The sequence below is a fragment of the Halomonas faecis genome (assembly GCF_010993975.1).
Lineage (GTDB): Bacteria > Pseudomonadota > Gammaproteobacteria > Pseudomonadales > Halomonadaceae > Halomonas > Halomonas faecis.
Map to the genome: position 1 here is coordinate 156,498 of NZ_JAACZO010000056.1, position 14,885 is coordinate 171,382.

The window sequence follows — 14,885 nt, forward strand, 5'->3', positions numbered from 1 at the left end:
CGCGCTCCTACTCCACATATTCGACTTCGACGTCGTAGTCGTCGTCATCGAAGTCGTCGTCGTCAGCGCTCCGCTTACGCTTGCGGCCCAGCCTCGCCTCGGCGCGGGCCACGGCTTCGGCCTCCATGCGTGCACGCATGTCACGGGCCTGGGCGGCAGCCTCTTCGTCCTCGTTCTCCAGACGCCGCTGCTCGGTCAGCCAGCGATGGGCAGCCTGAACCAGGGCATCGGTACCCTCGTTGGATAGGGCCGAGATACGGAACACCGGCCCCTGCCACCCCAGACGGGCGACGATTGCCTCGGCCTTCGCGTCACGCTCGTCTTCGGGCAGCAGGTCGAGCTTGTTGAGCACCAGCCAGCGCGGCAACTCGGCCAGGGTCGGCGAAAACGCCCCCAGCTCGTGGGCGATCGCCTCGGCGGCCGCCACGGGATCCGACTCGTCGAAGGGCGCCACGTCCACCACGTGGAACAGCAATCGCGTGCGCGTCAGGTGCTTGAGGAAGCGCAACCCCAGACCGGCACCGTCGGAGGCGCCTTCGATCAACCCCGGCACGTCGGCCATGACGAAGTGCTCGTGCATGCCCAGCTTGACGACGCCCAGGCTGGGCACCAGCGTCGTGAAGGGATAGTCGGCGACCTTGGGCTTGGCCGCGGAGACGGCGCGGATCAGCGTCGACTTGCCGGCGTTGGGCAGACCCAGCAACCCCACGTCGGCCATCACCTTCATCTCCAGGCGCAGGTTGCGCCGCTCCCCCTCCGTTCCCGGCGTGGTTCTGCGCGGCGCACGGTTGGTCGACGACTTGAAGTGGATGTTGCCCAGTCCGCGACGGCCACCCTGGGCTACCAGCACCTGCTGGCCGATCTCGGTGACGTCAGCAATCACCTCCAGGGTATCTTCGTCGATCACCGTGGTACCCACTGGCACCTTGACCGCCAGATCGCTGCCGGCGCGGCCGCTCATCTGCCGCCCCTGTCCAGGGCGGCCGTTCTCGGCGGCATAGAAACGCTGATACTTGAAATCGATCAGCGTGTTGAGCGAGTCGTCGCCCACCAGGTAGACGCTGCCGCCATGACCGCCGTCGCCACCGTCGGGCCCACCCTTGGGCACGTACTTCTCGCGACGGAAACTCAGGCAGCCGTTACCCCCCTTGCCGGCGGCCACGATGATCGAAGCCTCATCGACGAACTGCATCGTTTCACTCTCCTGACGACATCCGTCGCCATGATACAAGAAGGCCCCGCCAGGGCGGGGCCTTCTCGCTGCAAGGGCCGGCGCTCTCAGGCAGAGACGACGCTGACGAACTTGCGATTCTTCGGACCCTTGGTCTCGAACTTGATCACACCATCGTTCAGGGCGAACAGGGTGTGGTCGCGGCCCAGGCCGACACCGGTGCCGGCGTGGAACTTGGTGCCGCGCTGGCGCACGATGATGTTGCCGGCGGTCACGGTCTGACCACCGAACAGCTTGACGCCAAGGCGTTTGGACTCGCTGTCGCGACCGTTACGGGTGGAACCCGCTGCCTTCTTGTGAGCCATTGCAAATACCTCGCTGGTTCAGGGGGAAAGGACCGCTCAGGCGGAGATCCCGGTGATCTTGACTTCAGTGAACCACTGGCGGTGGCCCTGACGCTTCATGTGGTGCTTGCGGCGACGGAACTTGATGATGCGCACCTTCTCGCCGCGGCCGTGAGACACGACCTCGGCGGAAACCTTGGCACCCTCGACCAGCGGCGCGCCAACCTTGACGTCGTCCACACCGCCGACCAGCAGGACCTCGTCGAAATCGATGCTTTCGCCGGTCGGCACCTCGATCTTCTCGAGCTTGAGGGTCTGGCCTTCCTGAACGCGGTACTGCTTGCCGCCGCTCTTGATAACTGCGTACATGCTTCTCTCTCCAGGGCTCATCGGGAGTTGGCTCTTCATCGGCCTGCTTCGAGTGGCGCCCCTTACGGCAGCCATCTGACAGGGAGCGTGATGAGTGGGTCGCGAATTATAACGGCGAGCGCGGCCGGGCACAACCGTCAAGCGCCCGTGTGTCGCGCGTGGCGCTTGACGCCCCTGCAGGGGCCCCATAGCATGGCCGGCATCCCAAGGCCAGCGGCGTCCAGCGCCATGCGCCGGCCCCACCCGCTCGATGAAACCGCGCCATGCCTGCCAACGCCTCGACCACAACCGCTTCACCACCCGCTGCCTCTCCGCTGCACGCCGCGGTTGCCGATGACTTCGCGGCGGTCGACCGCACGATCATGGCGCAGCTGACCTCCCGCGTGCCGCTGGTGGAAACCATCGGGCAATACATCGTCGCCAGCGGCGGCAAACGGCTGCGTCCGCTGCTGGTGCTGCTCGCCGCCCGTGCCCTGGGCTATGACGGCAACCGACACGTGACGCTAGCCACGCTGGTCGAATTCATGCACACCTCGACCCTGCTGCACGACGACGTGGTGGACGATTCGCACCTGCGCCGCGGCAAGGCCACCGCCAACGATGCCTGGGGCAACGCCCCCTCGGTACTGGTGGGCGACTTCCTCTATTCGCGCTCCTTCCAGATGATGGTAGAAGTGGGCTCGATGCGAATCATGGAGGTACTCTCCAGCGCCACCTGCGTCATCGCCGAGGGCGAGGTGCTGCAGCTCACCAACGTCGGCAACCCCGACATCGACGAGGCCGCCTACTTCGAGACCATCCAGGGCAAGACGGCCATGCTCTTCGAGGCGGCATCGCACAGCGGCGCCATCCTCGCTGACGCCACGCCCGAACAGGAGGCCGCCCTGCAGCACTATGGGCGCTACCTGGGGCTTGCCTTCCAGCTCGTCGACGATCTGCTCGACTATCAAGGCAACGCCGAGGCCATGGGCAAGAACGTCGGCGATGATCTGGCCGAGGGCAAGCCCACTCTGCCCTTGATCCAGGCCATGGCCGTCGGCACGCCGGAGCAAGCCCAGTTGGTACGCCGCGCCATCCGTAAAGGCGGTCTCGACCACCTCGAGGCCGTGCTCGAGATCGTTCGCGACACCGGCGCCCTGGACTACACCCGGGCCCGAGCCATCGAAATGGCCGACCGCGCCCTGGCCCAGCTCGACGCCCTGCCGGCCAGCCGCTATCGTGACAGCATGGCCGACCTGGCGCGCCTGGCCGTGGATCGCCAGACCTGACCGCGGGGCTTGCACCAAGACTCGATTCAGGTATAGTACGCAACGCGTTTACGGCAACAGCCTTCACGACGCGATAACGGAGTATAGCTCAGCTTGGTAGAGCGCTGCCTTCGGGAGGCAGAGGTCGTAGGTTCGAATCCTGCTACTCCGACCAAAAACATCAGCAAAAACCGCCACTTACGGATCATTCCGGGTGGCGGTTTTTGCGTGGCCGGACCGTAATCCTCGACGGAGCCGACCATGCTGCCGATCGAGCCCCACCGTTTGGCCTGGAAACCGAGCCACTCCCCCGATGCGACGCCCCCCGGTAACGGCCACTGCAACGTCATGCCATCGATGATATATTTAATGAGAATCACTACATTTAGCATTGCTTTCTATGGCCGTTCGTACGCCCCGACTACAGCGCTCCCGCAACTGAAAGTCATAGGCGAGCGGCTAAGACTTCTACACCACAGGGGATGTCACGCATGACTGATCGTAAAATCCGGACTGGTGCCTCACGGACACGTTGGCAGCGCACCACCACCACCCTGGTGTGCTGCACACCGCTGGTCGCCTTACCCGTTAGCGGGAGCGCGCAAGAGACAGGCAGCAGCCAGGACGACGAGCAGGAGGCGTATCGCCTCACGCCCATCATCGTCAACGCCCAGGCAATCGCCGATGACAACGCGAACACGGTCGTGGCCCGGGAGCTCTGGATGGGCGGCAAGGTCGCGACCAGCATCCAGGACACCCCCGCTTCCGTCTCGGTCATCACCGAAAAAGAAATCGAGCAACGCGATGCCGATAACACCGAGGAAGTCCTGCAATATACGCCCGGCATCCTCACCGGCTACTGGGGGACCGACAACCGCAACGATTACTACAAGATTCGCGGCTTCGACGCCACGACCTACCGCGACGGGATGACACTCGGCTCGATGCGCGGCGTGCGCGAGGAACCCTACGCCTACGAACGCGTCGAGGTGCTGCGGGGCGCCAACTCCACCCTGTTCGGCCCGGCGGACCCCGGTGGCTCGATCAACTTCGTGAGCAAACGGCCAAAATTCGAACGCTTTGGCGAAGGCTACCTGGGCTATGGCTCCTTCGATCACAAGGAGGCCGGTATCGATGTGGGAGATACGCTGGATGCCGACAAGACGCTGGCCTATCGCTTCACCGGCAAAGTCCAGGACAGCGACCGCGAATACGATCACTCCAAGAACGACAAGCAGTTCTTCATGGGCGGCCTGACCTGGGAACCGACGGCGTACACCACCGCAACTGTCATCGTCGACTATCTGCAGCGTGACAACACGCCCAACAGCGGTGGCTATCCGTTTGACCGGGAATATGACCGCAGCAACTTCTTTGGCGAGCCGGATTACAACTTTCACGATGTCGATCGGTCCAGTATTACCGGGATGCTCACCCATGATTTCGCTAACGGGCTGACCCTGCGCGGCAACCTGCGCTACAGCGACCTGACCGACGACTACGGTTACGTCTATATCACTGACAATCCGGCACGAACCGGCACGCTGGTCGACCGTGGCTATATTGGAAGAGATAGAGAAGCCCAGGAGTTGATCGGCAACGCCATCCTGCAATACGACACCAGCGTTGGCCCGGTCGATAGCAGTACGCTGGGCGGGGTCGAATATCGCGATGAATCCAGCAAAACCACGTCCGTTTACGCGCCGGGAGATCCGATCGATGTCTCGAACCCCGTATATCAAGGCGCCCCGAGCAGCCTGACCCCCTATAGCGCCAATGATCAGGACAACAGGACTCGGTCGATTTTCCTGACGCAGAACCTGTCCTTCTATGACCATGTCATCGTCACCGCGGGCGTTCGCAATGACTCAATGGATCTCTCCAGCACCGACCTCGCGGGAACCACCTCGTCCGACGACGTCTCGGAGACCTCGTACCGGGGCGCACTGACCTACAAAATCACTGACGAGGTTTCCACCTATTACAGCTATGTGGAATCGATCGCGCCTCCGACCATCGGCGTCAAACCCGAGCGCGGCAAGCAGCACGAGCTTGGCGTGAAATATGCGCCCATTGGTATGAACGCGCTGTTCTCGGCTGCCGTTTATGAACTGAACAAGGACAACGTGGGCATCGCGGTGGTACAGGGTGACGGCACCATCGAACAGGAAACCGTCGGCGAATCCCGTGTGCGCGGCTTCGATCTGGAAGCCAAGGCCGAACTGACCGACAACCTGAGCCTGACCGGCGGCTATTCGTATATGGACCAGGCGGTGATTCGCGGCACGCTGAGCGATGGCACGTCAATCGAAGGGAACCAGTTCGCTACGGCACCGAAGCAAACCATGTCGCTGTGGACGCATTATACCCTGCCGGATACGGGCATGAGTCTCGGTCTGGGTGCCCGCTATGTCGATTCCTATTATTTCGATGCCGCCAACACCTCCAAAAGCGAGTCGGCAACGCTCTTCGATGCCTCCTTCGGTTACCAAGTCGTCAAGAATACCGATCTTGCCGTCAACGTCAGCAACCTGCTCGACGAGCAGTACGTGGTCAACTCCGGCACGGCGGATTTCTATAATCAGGGCCGAGAAATCAAGGCAAAACTGAGCTACCGTTGGTGAACGAACGCTTCACTCAGGACTGGCTGCCTGCAAGCCCAGCTCTCGGACGGCGGCACTGATGCCGATGCGGCCTGAACTCCGGCTGGAAGACTCGAACCCGCTACTGTGCCTCATGCCGGGTGGCGGCTTTGCATGGTCGGGCCGGGACTCTCGGCGGGGCCCATGAAACCGCTGACATTGAGCTCGTCGGCCGGCACGGGCTTGGCGAAATAGTAGCCCTGATAGGCATGGCAACGCTGCGCCGCCAGGTAGCGCCAATGCTCGCGGGTTTCGACGCCCTCGGCGATGATCTGCAGGTCGAGTGCCAAGCCCATGGCAATGATGGTTTCGACGATTACCCTATCGTCCGGATCCTCGTGCAGGTCGCGCACGAAAGACTGGTCGATCTTGATCTGATCGAGTGGCAGCCGCTTGAGGTACTGCAGCGATGAGTAGCCGGTGCCGAAATCATCCATGGCAAAACGCAGCCCCAGCTCCTTGAGGTGGTGCATGCGCTGAATGGTCTCCTCGACGTGACCGATCACGGCGCTCTCGGTCAGCTCCAGCTTGAGACGCCGAGGATCGGCGCCGGTGTGCGCCAAGATGTTGGCGACCCGCTCGACGAAATCCGGCTGCTGGAATTGCCGTGCACTGACGTTGACGGCCAGCGTCAACCCAGCGGTGAGCGGTGATCGCTGCCAGACGACCAGCTGGCGGCAAGCGGCTTCCAGCACCCAGTGACCGATCGGCACGATCAACCCCGTCTCCTCGGCGAGCGGAATGAAGTCGCCCGGCAGTTGGCCAAGTGTTCGCTCATCAACCGCCAGTTGGGTAGACCGGTGAGCGTGTCATAATAAGCTAGGCGGTGAACCTCGCGCTCGGCACAGCGCCGCCGGCACTCTGCCTCGCGCCAGCGCAGCAATGCCGAAGCCAGCCGGCTGACCGGGCCACGGGCCCTGGCGGCCAGTGCCTCTACGGACGCCAGGGCAGTCAGATCGGAAGCCGGAGCTGCCAGAGCGAGGATGGCATCGCCGATGACCATCAGTTGACGATGCCGCCGAAAGGCCATCAGGCTGGCCATCAGCAGCAGCACCGCCAGGCCCGCGCCCACCATCCAGGCCGGCAGTTGCCAGGCACCGACGCCGAACAGCGTAGCCGACACCAGCAACAGCAACATGGGCAACAACAGCAGCAAGCGAAATCGGAGGGAGTCGTTTTCGTCTTCTCAAGATCTCTTGTCTCGCAGGCGGCTACATTGCCCGGTCCCATGGTGAACCCGCCTGCTTCTGACCCCATATCTTAGGCGGCATATCATTTTTGTACAATTTATTGCCGCCATAGGTATCGGATTTGTACGATGATATTGCTAGTCCCATGTCGGGTACCCAGACACGGGCAAAGGGGGTATGCTCTGGGTCGCACCACCCTTTTACGATTCCCCTTCTCTCAAGCTACTTGCCTGACCCGACTTGCTTCAGGACAAGGAGAGTGCTCGTGACGTCCAACGGGCTCGACACCGCTCCCGGCAACGACTTCCGCCCCCCTCGGCCATTCCGCGACATCTGGGCCAATGCCGATTTCGACACTCTGCGCGAGAAGTTCTACCAGCTCTATATCGCCGTGGAGCAAAGTCCGGCGGCCACTGCCATCACCGACACCGAAGGCCGCATCGAATACGTGAACCAGCGTTTCCTCGACGTCACCGGCTTCAGCCGCGAAGAGCTGCTCGGCAAGACACCTGCCATGATCCAATCGGGCATGACACCGGAGAGCGTCTATCGCGACATGTGGCAGACCCTGCGCAGCGGCCGGGTATGGAAAGGGGAGCTACAGAACCGCAAGAAAACCGGGGAGCTCTACTGGGAGTCCGAAACCATCACCCCGGTGCGTGACGATCACGGCCAGGTGGTCAACTTCGTGGCCGTCAAGGAAGACATCACTGAGCGCAAGCGCCAGGAAGACGAACTCAAGGTCATGGCCAGCGTGTTCGAGACGGGCCAGGCGACACTGATCACCGATCCGGACATGCGCATCGAAAAGGTCAATCAGGCCTTCACCGACATCACCGGCTACCACGCCGATGAAGTGATCGGGCAGACGCCACGGCTGTTCAAGTCAGGCGTGCACGACCGCGCCTTCTACGCTCGGCTGTGGGATGCGGTGCTGGAGACCGGACACTGGCAGGGCGAAATTTGGAATCGCAACAAGTACGGCGATATCTATCCGCTATGGCAGTCCATCACCGCGGTACGCGACACAGCCGGCGAAATCCGCCACTTCATCGCCGTGTTCCACAGCATCGCCGAGCGCAAGCAAATGGAGAGCGAGCTGGAGCGACAGGCCACTCGCGATCACCTCACCGGCACCCACAACCGCCGGGCCTTCGACCAGGCCATTCGCCAGGCGATTCGCCACTCGGAACACAGCGGCGACGGCTTCTCGCTACTGCTGTTCGACATCGACCACTTCAAGGCCGTCAACGATACTTACGGGCACGACACTGGCGACGCCATTCTCAAGCGCTTGGCCAGTCGAGCTGGCGAAGGATTGCGCAGCACCGACCTGCTGGCACGCTGGGGCGGCGAGGAATTCGCCATTCTGCTGCTCGATACGCCGCTCAAAGGGGCCGCCACCTTTGCCGAGCGCCTGCGCGACCAGGTCGCCTCAACGCGTTTCGAAGGGCTGACCATTACCATCAGCCTGGGCATCACCGAGTACCTGCCCGGCGACGACCTGGACAGCATGCTCGTCCGAGCCGACGACGCGCTCTATCGCGCCAAGCGCGGCGGCCGCAATACGGCCGTGGTCGCGACCGGCCAGCACGACTGACCCAGCGCATCAGGTCACCGTGATCACCGTACAGGGAGCCGCATGCGACACCTTGTGCGAGACGCTACCGAGCAGCATGCCCTGCAGATTACTCATGCCACGACTGCCCATGACGATGGTGTCGACGCCGAGAGCCTTGGCTTCGGCGAGTATGACCTCGTTGGGCCTGCCCTCACGAACGTGCTCCTCGACGACGACCCCATCGAGGCTCACCGACCCGCGCGCCTGAGCAAGGACCTTTTCGGCGTCACGGCGCATGCGCTCGGCCAGCTGCGCTCGGCGCTCTTCCGTGAAGGGCACCCCCGGGGCACCGGCCAGTATGCCGATGTCATCGGGATATTCGCTGACATGCAGCAGGTGAAGGGTGGCCGTGGCGCTGTGCGCCAGCTGCGCAGCCACCGACAGGGCTTTCTCGGCATGTTCCGACCCATCGAGGGGAACCAATATGGCGTGTGTCATCGGCAATCCTGCCCTCCCGTGCATGATCGTTAGCATAACCCAAGGCTGCTCCTCCTCAGGTTAGACGCAACCGGGCAGACTCACCATGGCATCACGACGCGGCCCAGCCGAAGCCCAGTACCGGCATGGCCAGCACGAACACCACCAGGGTGATCAAGAGGACGCCCACCAGGCTCACCAACGCCCCGGCCCGCACCATATCGATCACGCGCAGCTTGCCGCTGGCAAACACCACGGCGTTGGGCGGAGTGGCCACCGGCAGCATGAAGGCGCAACTGGCTGCCATGGCGACCGGCACCGCGAGCAGCAAAGGGCTCGCCCCCAGGCTCACCGTCAGCGAAGCCGTCAGCGGCAGAATGGCCGCCGCCGTGGCCGTGTTGCTGGTCACGTGGCTCATCAGCATCACTACCGTCGCCACCAGAGCGACCAGGCTCCACGTCGGCCAGCGACCGAAGGTGGCGAGCCCTTCGGCCACCGCGGCGGCCAGACCGCTCGACTCGATGGCACTGCCCAGACTGAGCCCTCCGCCCACCAGTACCAGAACCCCCCAGGGCAGGTGGCGAGCACTCTCCCAGTCGAGCAGGAACTGGCGCTCGCGCCACCGGGCCGGCACCGCAAACAGCAGCACCGCAGCGATCATGGCGATGCCTGCATCGCTGAGCTCGATGCCGGGCAGCCAGGCCTGCAATAGGGGGCGAGTCACCCAGGCCATGGCCACCAGAGCGAAGATCGCGGCCACTCGCCGCTCCGGGCCGCTCATGCGCCCCAGATCGGCCGTCTGTTCCTCGATCAACGCCGCTACCCCGGTCAGCGGCTCGCGTGGCAGCGGATAGACAAGGCGAGTGAGCAGCCACCAGGCCAGAACCAGCAGCACCAGTGCAGGGGGCACGGCGAACAGCATCCATTGGGCAAAGCTGATTTCGATGGCATAGTTGTCGGCCATGAACCCCGCCAACAAGGCGTTGGGCGGCGTACCGATCAACGTACCCATGCCACCGATGTTGGCCGCCAGCGCGATTCCCAACAGCAAGGTCAACGCCATGTGCCGGCTCGCCCCGACGCCGCCCTGGCGCTCCAGCAATCCCAGCACCGAAAGGCCGATGGGTACCATCAAGGCGGCCGTGGCCGTGTTGCTCACCCACATGCTGAGGCCGGCGGTAGCCAGCATGAATCCCCCCACCAGTTGATGGGGGCGCGCCCCTGCCACGCGCAACACCAGCATGGCGATGCGCCGGTGCAGGCTCCAGCGCTGGATGGCCTCGGCCAGCAGAAAGCCACCCAGGAAGAGAAACAGCAAGGGGTTGGCATAGGGCGCGGCGACCTCACCGATGGGCGCCACGCCCATGGGCGGCAACAGCGCCACGGGCAGCAATGCGGTGACCGCGATGGGCACCGGCTCGGCCACCCACCAGATCGCCATCCAGGCGGTCAGCGCCACCACCTGCCAGGCCGCCGCCGGCACCCCTTCCGGTGCCGGCAGGCTGGCCAGCGCCAGAGCCGACAGCGGGCCGCCCAGCAACCCAACCGCCAGCCAGGCGCGCTGGCGTCGTTCTGTCCGGGCCGCCTCGGCCGGTTCCTGTCGCGGTTCGTCCATCGCCTATCTCCTGAATGCCGACATCGCTGGCGAAAAGCGCGCGACTCAAGGCGTCTCGTCATCGTCGAGGGCGGCCAGGCGACGGTCCAGCGCCTTGCGCGCTCGGTTGCGCCGATACAGGCGAACCACCGCGATGGCCAGCGCGCATAGCACCATGGCGGCCAGCGTCCAGCCCTGCCAGGGTCGAGCGGCATCGCCCATCAACGTTTCCAGGGTGATGATCAGGATGAAACCGCAGGCCTGACTGGCAATCGCCAGAGCACGCAGGGTATCGAAAGCTTGCTTGGCCATGAAAGCTCCTGCCAGGTGACACGTCCCGCCACGCACAGTAGGCTTGGCCAGACGTCGTGACGCAAGTCCGTGATTCTACCCGGTCCCGCCGCCCGCGCCGACCCGTAACGGAGCCCCTTCCATGGACGCTATCGCCCTTGGCCCCGTGCTGATTTCCATGCCGCGCCTGTACGCGCTGGTCTGCGCTGCGCTACTGCTCGTTGCCGCCTGGCTGCTGCTGGGCCTCTCGTCGGCCGCGCGAGCGCACTGGTTCAACGGCCTGATGCTGACCTGGCTGGTGGGCGCCCGGCTGGGCCATGTGGCACTCAACCTGGATGCCTACACTGCCGCGCCGCTGGATGTCCTCAAGCTGTGGCAGCCCGGTTATCACGGTCTGTGGGGACTGCTCGCGGCCCTCGTCTGGACCGGCTGGACCCTGCGCGACCACCTGCTGCGCCTGATCGGCGCCATGGCGCTGACGCTCGGCGCCTCGGTGCTGTGGCTGGTGCTCGTCACCCTGGCTCCACTGGGCAGCGATGGCGGCCTGCGCGAACTGCCCGACCTCACCCTGGAGAACCTTGAGGGCGAAGCGGTCGAGCTGACGTCGCTGGCCGGCGAGCCCGTGGTGCTCAACCTGTGGGCCACCTGGTGTCCGCCCTGCCTGCGCGAACTGCCCCTGCTCGCCGAAGCCGATCAGCGCGACGACGTCACCGTGGTGGTGGCCAACCAGGGCGAAGAGCTGCTCCAGGTAACCCGCTATCTGGACGAGCAGGAGCTGAACTTCCGCTATCCGCTGCTCGACCCCAAGCAGGAACTGATGGTGCTCAGCGAATCGCCGGGGCTGCCCACCACCCTGCTCTTCGATGCCGAGGGCCGCGTGGCCGAGCGCCACGTGGGCGAACTGACTCGCGCTCAGCTCGATGCCTGGCTCGATCACGACTAACACCCTCTTAAGCCGCGCGGGGCTTTCAGGTAGAATCCTCCGCCCCATGGCCGCCAGCCTCACGATGGCGGCTCGCGCACCGTGACATCGGCATCCTTCGAGGCAGCATGAGCGACTTTTTCCCCGGCCAGCGCTGGATCAGCGACGGCGAGGCCGAACTCGGCCTGGGCACCATCTTGAACAGCGATTCACGCAGCGTCACCGTGCTGTTCGGCGCCAGCCAGGAAACCCGAACCTACAGCAGCCGCCAGGCGCCGCTGACCCGGGTAGTGTTCGGCAGCGGCGACCGCATCCAGGCCGCCGATGGTTGGACGTTGACCGTCGACGATACCAAGGAGGTGAACGCTCTGATCGTCTACATCGGCGAGGACGAGCAAGGTGAACTCACCGAGCTGCCCGAGGCGCGCCTGGCCGACACCATGCAGTTCGACCAGGCCCGCGACCGCCTACTCACCGGCCAAGTCGACCGCAACGACTGGTTCGACCTGCGCTTCCGTACCCTGCATCACCATCACCGCGTGGAGCAGAACCCAGCGCTGGGCCTGGCCGGCCCACGCATCGACCTGATTCCCCACCAGCTCTACATCGCCGACGAAGTCTCGCGGCGCCATGCACCGCGGGTTCTCCTGGCCGACGAGGTGGGGCTGGGCAAGACCATCGAGGCAGGGCTTATCCTGCATCGCTTGCTGCTTACCGGCCGCGCCGAGCGCGCACTGATTCTGGTGCCGGCGAGCCTCAGCCATCAGTGGCTGGTGGAGCTGCTGCGCCGCTTTGCCCTGGAGGTGACGCTGCTCGACGAGCAGCAGAGCCAGGCCCATGGCGACACCAATCCCTTCGATGCCGGCCAGTTGATCCTCGCCAGCCAGGACTGGCTGTTCGCCAACCCTCACCGCCAGACCCAGGCCGCGGCCTGCGACTGGGATCTGCTGATCGTCGACGAGGCCCACCACCTCGACTGGAGCGAGGACCGGGTCGGCCCCGGCTACGCCTGCGTGGAGCGCCTGGCCGCCGAGAGCGAGGGCGTGCTGCTGCTCACTGCCACCCCTGAGCAGATGGGCATCGAGAGTCACTTCGCCCGCCTGCGCCTGCTCGACCCGGACCGCTACCACAGCCTGCCGGCCTTCCGCGAAGAGGAAGCCCACTACGTCGAGGTCGCCGATGCCATCGACGCCCTGGAGCGCCTGCCCGGTGCCGAGACCGACCGTCAGCGGGTCGCCGCGGTGATCGACGAACCCGACAGCCTGGCGCTGCTCGCCACCCTGGCCAACGCCGAGGCCGACGAGCCCCAGCGAACGACCGCCCGGGAGCAGCTGCGCGATCAGCTGCTCGACCGCCATGGCACCGGCCGGGTGATGTTCCGCAACAGCCGCCGCCACGTGGGCGGTTTCCCCGAGCGCCGCCTGCACGTGGCGCCGCTGGCACCGCCTGCCGCCTACCGCCGGGTGCTGCGCAGACTGGCCCGCGACGAGGACTACCTGGACGAGCTGCTGATCGAGACCGGCCTCGGCCATCCCGAGGTGCTGGTCTACCCGGACGCCATGTACCGGGCGCTGACCGATGACCCACTGAACGAGGAACCCTGGTGGCAGATCGACCCGCGGGTCACCTGGCTGCTGGAGCGCCTGGCCGATGACGGCGAGACAGGGCTCGCCGGCGACAAGGTGCTGGTGATCGCCCACGATCGCGAGACCGCCGAAGGCCTGGCCGAGGCGCTACGCGTGCTGGGCGGCTACCACGCTCCGCTGTTCCACGAAGGGCTCTCCCTGGTCGAGCGCGACCGCGCCGCAGCGGCCTTCGCCGACGAGGAAGAGGGCTGCCAGGTGCTGGTGTGTTCGGAGATCGGCTCCGAGGGACGCAACTTCCAGTTCTGCCGCCACTTGGTGATGTTCGACCTACCGCTGCACCCCGACCAGCTGGAACAGCGCATCGGCCGCCTGGACCGCATTGGCCAGCGCCATGCCATCGAGCTCCACGTCCCGGTGTTCGAAGCCAGCCCCGGCGAGCAGCTGCTACGCTGGTACCGTGATGGCATGGACGCCTTCAGCTCACCCCACGGCATCGGCAGCGAGATCTTCGATGCCTTCGGCGATGCCCTGGCGGATGCCCTGCTGGACGATGCGGCCCTGGATGAAGTGATCGAGGAGACTCGAGCGCTGTTCGAGAGCCGCCTGGCCGAGCGCGATGCCGGCCGCAATCGCCTGCTGGAGTGGGGCGCCTGCCGTTCCGAGCGCGCCGAGGCGGTGGCGGCGGAAATCCACGAACTGGACGAAGATCACGCCCTGCCCCGCTACCTGGACCTGGCACTGGACATCTTCGGCGTCGACAGCCAGGAGCTGGGTGGCGGCATCCAGCATCTGGTGGCGGGACCGCAGATGCTAGATGGCCTGCCCGGCCTGGCCAAGGGCGAGGAAGGTTTCTCCGCCACTTTCTCCCGCTCGCGGGCCCTGGCCCGGGACGACGTTCAGCGGCTTTCCTGGGAACATCCGTTGTTGCGCGAGATGATGGGGCGCATCCTCGACGGCACCATGGGCAACACCGCCCTGGCGCTGCTCGAGCACCCGACGCTGCCCGCCGGCCGCGTCATGGTGGAGCTGATCTACCGCACCCACTGCCCGGCACCGAGAAAGCTGCATCTCAACCGTTTTCTTCCGCCTACCGCCGTGCGCGTACTGCTCGACGAGTCCGGCGCCAATCTCACCGACAAGATCTCCTTCACGGGGCTGGCCAGGAACGTGAAAAAGGTGAAGAAGGCCATGGCCCGCGACCTGATCCGCAGCCGCCTGACGGTGCTGCGCGAGCTGCTCGATAGCGGGGAGGCCGAAGCGGAGCGCGAGCTGCCGAGCATCGTCGAGGCCGCCCAGGCCCGCATGCGCGAGGAGCTCGACGGCGAGCTGGCGCGCCTGATGGCGCTGGCACGACGCAACCCCGCAGTACGCGACGACGAGCTGACGGCGCTGCGCGACGAGCGCGCCGCGCTGGACGCAGCCATCGAAGGCACCCGCCTGCGCCTGGACGCCGTTCGGGTGGTCGTCACCGTCGGCGAGGAAGCGCGCTGA

The 14,885-nt window shown here is 65.0% G+C and carries 13 protein-coding genes and 1 tRNA gene; 6 read left to right on the forward strand and 8 right to left on the reverse strand.

From position 1 onward, the window contains the following. Positions 1–7 precede the first annotated feature (7 nt). The 3 genes from cgtA to rplU all read right to left on the reverse strand — a co-directional run bounded on the left by cgtA (position 8) and on the right by rplU (position 1,884). Positions 8–1,192: an Obg family GTPase CgtA gene (gene cgtA, locus GFD32_RS16580; RefSeq protein ID WP_163577703.1), complete on the reverse strand. Its 1,185-nt coding sequence runs from the start codon at positions 1,190–1,192 to the stop codon at positions 8–10. Positions 1,193–1,278: 86 nt separating this feature from the next. Then, entirely contained in the window at positions 1,279–1,536 is a 258-nt protein-coding gene (gene rpmA / locus GFD32_RS16585; RefSeq protein WP_089688443.1) for a 50S ribosomal protein L27, read from the reverse strand. 36 nt (positions 1,537–1,572) lie between these two features. Then, the gene (gene rplU / locus GFD32_RS16590) at positions 1,573–1,884 is read right to left on the reverse strand and encodes a 50S ribosomal protein L21 (protein WP_163577704.1); all 312 of its coding nucleotides are present in this window, start codon (positions 1,882–1,884) and stop codon (positions 1,573–1,575) included. A 263-nt stretch (positions 1,885–2,147) separates the two neighbouring features. Here rplU and ispB point away from each other — a divergent pair, with 263 nt between their 5' ends. The 3 genes from ispB (at position 2,148) to GFD32_RS16605 (ending at position 5,755) form a co-directional block, all read left to right on the forward strand. Then, complete coding sequence (gene ispB / locus GFD32_RS16595) at positions 2,148–3,152, forward strand: octaprenyl diphosphate synthase (RefSeq protein WP_163577705.1); 1,005 nt, start codon at positions 2,148–2,150, stop codon at positions 3,150–3,152. Positions 3,153–3,229: 77 nt separating this feature from the next. Continuing rightward, a tRNA-Pro gene (locus GFD32_RS16600) sits at positions 3,230–3,306 on the forward strand. Positions 3,307–3,622: 316 nt separating this feature from the next. After that, positions 3,623–5,755: a TonB-dependent siderophore receptor gene (locus tag GFD32_RS16605; RefSeq protein WP_163577706.1), complete on the forward strand. Its 2,133-nt coding sequence runs from the start codon at positions 3,623–3,625 to the stop codon at positions 5,753–5,755. A 110-nt stretch (positions 5,756–5,865) separates the two neighbouring features. Here the strand turns inward: GFD32_RS16605 and GFD32_RS20010 are convergent, their stop codons facing one another. After that, complete coding sequence (locus tag GFD32_RS20010; protein ID WP_240455694.1) at positions 5,866–6,486, reverse strand: EAL domain-containing protein; 621 nt, start codon at positions 6,484–6,486, stop codon at positions 5,866–5,868. Positions 6,487–6,488: 2 nt separating this feature from the next. Next, entirely contained in the window at positions 6,489–6,929 is a 441-nt protein-coding gene (locus GFD32_RS20015; RefSeq protein ID WP_163577707.1) for a hypothetical protein, read from the reverse strand. Between the two features lie 299 nt (positions 6,930–7,228). On the opposite strand from GFD32_RS20015, the gene GFD32_RS16620 reads away from it, so the two are divergent. Beyond that, positions 7,229–8,563 carry a sensor domain-containing diguanylate cyclase gene (locus GFD32_RS16620; RefSeq protein ID WP_240455691.1) on the forward strand — a complete coding sequence of 445 codons (1,335 nt, stop codon included), beginning with the start codon at positions 7,229–7,231 and terminating at the stop codon, positions 8,561–8,563. Between the two features lie 9 nt (positions 8,564–8,572). Here GFD32_RS16620 and GFD32_RS16625 read toward each other — a convergent pair whose 3' ends face one another. The 3 genes from GFD32_RS16625 to GFD32_RS16635 all read right to left on the reverse strand — a co-directional run bounded on the left by GFD32_RS16625 (position 8,573) and on the right by GFD32_RS16635 (position 10,907). Continuing rightward, positions 8,573–9,022, reverse strand: a complete 450-nt coding sequence (locus GFD32_RS16625; RefSeq protein WP_163577709.1) for a universal stress protein — start codon at positions 9,020–9,022, stop codon at positions 8,573–8,575. A gap of 91 nt (positions 9,023–9,113) precedes the next feature. Further along, positions 9,114–10,616, reverse strand: a complete 1,503-nt coding sequence (locus GFD32_RS16630) for an SLC13 family permease (RefSeq protein ID WP_163577710.1) — start codon at positions 10,614–10,616, stop codon at positions 9,114–9,116. Between the two features lie 45 nt (positions 10,617–10,661). Further along, on the reverse strand, positions 10,662–10,907 hold the full coding sequence (locus GFD32_RS16635; protein ID WP_163577711.1) for a hypothetical protein: 246 nt from the start codon (positions 10,905–10,907) through the stop codon (positions 10,662–10,664). Between the two features lie 121 nt (positions 10,908–11,028). Here GFD32_RS16635 and GFD32_RS16640 point away from each other — a divergent pair, with 121 nt between their 5' ends. Further along, entirely contained in the window at positions 11,029–11,829 is an 801-nt protein-coding gene (locus GFD32_RS16640) for a TlpA family protein disulfide reductase (RefSeq protein ID WP_163577712.1), read from the forward strand. A gap of 107 nt (positions 11,830–11,936) precedes the next feature. Then, complete coding sequence (rapA, locus tag GFD32_RS16645) at positions 11,937–14,885, forward strand: RNA polymerase-associated protein RapA (protein WP_163577713.1); 2,949 nt, start codon at positions 11,937–11,939, stop codon at positions 14,883–14,885.

Bases quoted from the DNA above. Each gene is read 5' to 3' on its own strand.
- ispB (WP_163577705.1), top strand. From the start codon at position 2,148: ATGCCTGCCAACGCCTCGACCACAACCGCTTCACCACCCGCTGCCTCT.
- GFD32_RS16630 (WP_163577710.1), bottom strand. From the start codon at position 10,616: ATGGACGAACCGCGACAGGAACCGGCCGAGGCGGCCCGGACAGAACGA.
- GFD32_RS16640 (WP_163577712.1), top strand. From the start codon at position 11,029: ATGGACGCTATCGCCCTTGGCCCCGTGCTGATTTCCATGCCGCGCCTG.
- cgtA (WP_163577703.1), bottom strand. From the start codon at position 1,192: ATGCAGTTCGTCGATGAGGCTTCGATCATCGTGGCCGCCGGCAAGGGG.
- rapA (WP_163577713.1), top strand. From the start codon at position 11,937: ATGAGCGACTTTTTCCCCGGCCAGCGCTGGATCAGCGACGGCGAGGCC.
- GFD32_RS16625 (WP_163577709.1), bottom strand. From the start codon at position 9,022: ATGACACACGCCATATTGGTTCCCCTCGATGGGTCGGAACATGCCGAG.
- GFD32_RS16605 (WP_163577706.1), top strand. From the start codon at position 3,623: ATGACTGATCGTAAAATCCGGACTGGTGCCTCACGGACACGTTGGCAG.
- rpmA (WP_089688443.1), bottom strand. From the start codon at position 1,536: ATGGCTCACAAGAAGGCAGCGGGTTCCACCCGTAACGGTCGCGACAGC.
- GFD32_RS16635 (WP_163577711.1), bottom strand. From the start codon at position 10,907: ATGGCCAAGCAAGCTTTCGATACCCTGCGTGCTCTGGCGATTGCCAGT.
- rplU (WP_163577704.1), bottom strand. From the start codon at position 1,884: ATGTACGCAGTTATCAAGAGCGGCGGCAAGCAGTACCGCGTTCAGGAA.